This window comes from Vibrio scophthalmi LMG 19158, from assembly GCF_000222585.1.
In the GTDB taxonomy this organism is placed as follows: domain Bacteria; phylum Pseudomonadota; class Gammaproteobacteria; order Enterobacterales; family Vibrionaceae; genus Vibrio; species Vibrio scophthalmi.
The window spans coordinates 1-3414 of sequence record NZ_AFWE01000057.1 but is presented as its reverse complement, the minus strand read 5'-3'; the positions used below and the strand labels follow the sequence as shown (position 1 = coordinate 3414).

Sequence of the window (3414 nt, the reverse complement as noted above, 5' to 3'; positions counted from 1 at the left end):
CTAGCGTCAAATCAACATCCAAATCAGGCCAGCAAAAACCGCTACGGCCTTGCTTTTCGACGTTGAAAACGGCTTTCACTGGCGCATTTTTAAACCACGGAAATTCTTCAAAACTGAGGAAATGCCCTTCATTCTCAGCTAATAGCCAAAGACCAAATGGACTAATCCCTAAGACCTTAAGTGAAGTGTTTTCTCCCATGCTTCGAGCTTCCTTACTGAATCTTGTAGGAACCGTGAGCCGTAATAGCGTCGTACATGCTCTTTGGGTCAAGATCTAAGCCGTTCTCCCAAGTCACTGCACCATGCTCAACAAACACAGTTTTAAACGTGCCATATTGCTGCAATTCAGCAAAAACACCCGTTAACCATTGAGGGGCAATTGTCACCTTGCCCTGAGTACCATCATTGAACGTGACCAGTAATGATAGGTGGTTTACCACCTCTACTGCCTTAACACGCCATTTGATAGGCGTTGGTATTACGCCAACGGTGCTATCTTGTTTGGATGTTGTTTGGCTCTGCATAAGTCCCAATCCTCGATTAATTCCGCTCTATGCTCGGATGCCCACTCCAAAACCATTGCTCTTGCACGTTTTGGAAACTTACCCTCGATGACTTCAAGCGTGTTGATGTTCACTAATATTTCAAACTCACCGTATTTCGCGTGGAAGTGTGGCGGTTGATGGTCGTTCCAGTAAATGTAAATTAAGATACCGTAGAACTCTGATATACAAGGCATTATATTTCCTCTTCAGCCTTAGATTGATACTAATTATGCCAAACTATTTTGCATTTCACAACATAAAAGCCAAATTATTTTGCTTTTCTTTCTCAGCAACCTGGATATATCCGATCACCATTGCATCAAACGCTTTAGGATTTCGGGAGTACACATTGCGCATGGTCTGAGCTGTATTACCATAGAACTCAACCACTTCACTCATACGCTTTACTCCAAGCTCTTTTGCTCGGTTACTTGCAGACATACTGACCTCTCAGAAAAACAATTAGCCAAATTATTTTGCATTAAAATGTAAAAAGCAAATATTTTTGCTAAAACGCCATCTCCGCGATAGCTAACATGCTTACGGTGTCTGTCTCAATTAGCCTCAATGTTGTTTCAAGGCTCTTGTTCCCAAGCATCTTGTGAATTGTTGGTAAATCGACACCGCAACGTTTAAGCCTAACTGCAAATGTCCGCCTACCACTCAATATGCTCGGTTGTTCAATGCCAGAATCAGCTAACAGACGTTTAATATGATTGTTTAACGCGTTGCAATGATAAGAGAAATGACCTTTCTCTGTGGTTCTACGCTTGATTTTAAAATGGTCGCCATTACTTCGTTTAAAAAATGATTCATCAGGTGAAAAACCATGATAGTAATCAGGGTGATCACCATCTTTTGGGCGCTTATCTATGTAGCCCTTGATTAGATTCTGTAGTTTTATATTAGAAAGGTAGAAATCTCGCTTCACATCGCCTTTGACTGCAAAGCATTTCGTTAACTGGCCGTTCCTCTTAACAATGTCTCGAACCTGGATGCGACAAATCTCTAGTGTCGTCATTCCGCTACCCAAAAAGAACCCGATAAGGCAAGCGTTAAGTTCTGGCTCTGGTGTTTGGGTTATGACTTTAAAGATCCACGTTTTGTCTTTGTCCTCGATGAGCGTTGGCAGTGCCATGTGTGCAAATCCTTCTTTAGAATGAATATACATACACGTTAACAGTGACATATTGAGAAATCAGTGATCTAGATATTGGAGTTATTAGCTTTGGGGGAAAACGGGTTAGGCATAATATGCAGTATTGCTGCGGCAGGAGAACAAACACTAAATATGAGGTGGTAAACTTTTAAGGTGAGCGTGACGAGTTTGAGCAAGAAAGTGCTCACTCTTTGCATCTACACCCCCTTACTAGGGGGATGTATTAGATGCGGCTATTATTCAATAACGATTAACTACGTTCGATATACTTATATTCATAATTTACATTCACCATAGGCACATAAACAAAGTCACCCATGTTATTTATCTTTTTCTTTACATTCACTTCAGACTTTAAAATCTTGAACGAATTAGGGTTAACTGAAAAGTAAGCGGCTGAGTGATTCAACTCTTTACTGAGTTGCACACTGTTTAGAGCATCGATTTCATTTTTCAACATAGCTCCAGAAGAAAATGCCGCGTCTTCTGTCATAAACTCTGACCCTGTAATGTTGCTCGACGTTACTTTACTGTTGATTTGACCTGCTTGTGCTGGAATAACTGAAAACAAAGCGGCGGTGGTTAGTAATATAGCAATGACTTTTTTCATAATAACTCCTAGATGGCGTCTGTCTGACTTAATTAAACTAAACGGTTTAGTTTAATCTAACAGGAAAAATAACCTTGTCAACATCTTTTGAACTAAACAGTTTAGTTTGATATTATATTAGTAATAGCTAAAAAATAAGAAACATATTATGAAAGATAAAGAGTTAATTTTAATAGATAAGGTTATGCAATCTTGCTCTGAAGCAGGGTTTCACTTCCTTAGTGTTGATGCGATAGCGAAAGAGTCGGGTGTATCCAAAGCGACCATTTATAAATACTTCGATTCCAAAGAGCAACTATTTGCCCGCTCTTTAGAGGCCTACAAAGACAAGGCTTTAGCTTACCTTAAGAGCTTATATGAGGATGACAACCTATCGCTCGAAGAAAAAATAGACTTGCGATTTGACATGCTAAAGAAAAAAATCATGCCAAACTTTAACGGCTGCTTATTCCAACTTGCTTATACTGAATACTGCAACCAAGACGATGAGATTGCCAATGCCTGCCATGACTTTAAGAAAAAAACACAGCAATTGCTCTCATCTCTGCTGTCAAATAACAACATCTCAAATGCTACGGAAAAATCGATAATGGCAGAAATGATTTACAACGGATTGCTTGCATCTTTACAAATAAATAAGGATGACGGTTTAATCGATAACGCTAAGAGTCTTTATAAAAAGGTCATTTTTGACACGTATTCACTTCATAGTCAGCGATAGAAAGCTACACATCTAGCTGCTATAGCAAAATCTTACTGCAATATGTTGTGTAGTCGTCGCCTGAACAGATACTCGATATAGGAGTGGTAAGCTTTTAGAGTGAGCGTGGTAATTTTGAGCAGAAAGTTTACCAACTCTCGATACCACGAGGAAAAAGCAAAAAACTGTCTCACTAAATAACACTGCCGCTCGCCGTAATGCTTGAGCTAAGCTGAGTCTTTTTTTTCAGATTAGTCGAAAGCCGAGATGGGCTGGTTTGTCATAGATATATGAAATTTATTGGATTCAAGAGCGGTCTTTTAGATGCGCTTATTAACTGGAGTACATAAATTTGGATAAGATATTTCAAACCAGACTAGGACTTAGTCTTCTTTCCATT

The 3414-nt window shown here is 39.3% G+C and carries 7 protein-coding genes; 1 reads left to right on the top strand and 6 read right to left on the bottom strand.

Translation table 11 applies throughout. The features are described 5' to 3' along the window. From RH88_RS03680 to RH88_RS03655, 6 genes are all read right to left on the bottom strand, one after another. Positions 1-199 (bottom strand): DUF2442 domain-containing protein (locus RH88_RS03680; RefSeq protein WP_005593532.1); only part of this gene is annotated, 199 nt, incomplete at its 3' end. A gap of 13 nt (positions 200-212) precedes the next feature. Further along, positions 213-524: a DUF2442 domain-containing protein gene (locus RH88_RS03675; RefSeq protein WP_081467359.1), complete on the bottom strand. Its 312-nt coding sequence runs from the start codon at positions 522-524 to the stop codon at positions 213-215. Then, positions 479-739 carry a DUF4160 domain-containing protein gene (locus RH88_RS03670; protein WP_005593530.1) on the bottom strand — a complete coding sequence of 87 codons (261 nt, stop codon included), beginning with the start codon at positions 737-739 and terminating at the stop codon, positions 479-481. Before RH88_RS03670 ends, RH88_RS03675 begins: the two co-directional genes overlap by 46 nt. A 55-nt stretch (positions 740-794) precedes the next feature. Further along, positions 795-986, bottom strand: a complete 192-nt coding sequence (locus tag RH88_RS03665) for a hypothetical protein (RefSeq protein WP_005593529.1) — start codon at positions 984-986, stop codon at positions 795-797. 67 nt (positions 987-1053) lie between these two features. After that, entirely contained in the window at positions 1054-1683 is a 630-nt protein-coding gene (locus RH88_RS03660) for a site-specific integrase (protein WP_005593528.1), read from the bottom strand. A 271-nt stretch (positions 1684-1954) separates the two neighbouring features. Beyond that, positions 1955-2314: a DUF3316 domain-containing protein gene (locus RH88_RS03655; protein WP_005593527.1), complete on the bottom strand. Its 360-nt coding sequence runs from the start codon at positions 2312-2314 to the stop codon at positions 1955-1957. A 148-nt stretch (positions 2315-2462) separates the two neighbouring features. Here RH88_RS03655 and RH88_RS03650 point away from each other — a divergent pair, with 148 nt between their 5' ends. Then, positions 2463-3035, top strand: coding sequence for a TetR/AcrR family transcriptional regulator (locus RH88_RS03650; RefSeq protein WP_005593526.1), 573 nt, complete (start codon positions 2463-2465; stop codon positions 3033-3035). Positions 3036-3414: the final 379 nt, after the last annotated feature.

Coding starts and splice junctions, on each gene's coding strand:
- RH88_RS03655 (WP_005593527.1), bottom strand. CDS start 2,314: ATGAAAAAAGTCATTGCTATATTACTAACCACCGCCGCTTTGTTTTCA.
- RH88_RS03675 (WP_081467359.1), bottom strand. CDS start 524: ATGCAGAGCCAAACAACATCCAAACAAGATAGCACCGTTGGCGTAATA.
- RH88_RS03660 (WP_005593528.1), bottom strand. CDS start 1,683: ATGGCACTGCCAACGCTCATCGAGGACAAAGACAAAACGTGGATCTTT.
- RH88_RS03650 (WP_005593526.1), top strand. CDS start 2,463: ATGAAAGATAAAGAGTTAATTTTAATAGATAAGGTTATGCAATCTTGC.
- RH88_RS03670 (WP_005593530.1), bottom strand. CDS start 739: ATGCCTTGTATATCAGAGTTCTACGGTATCTTAATTTACATTTACTGG.
- RH88_RS03665 (WP_005593529.1), bottom strand. CDS start 986: ATGTCTGCAAGTAACCGAGCAAAAGAGCTTGGAGTAAAGCGTATGAGT.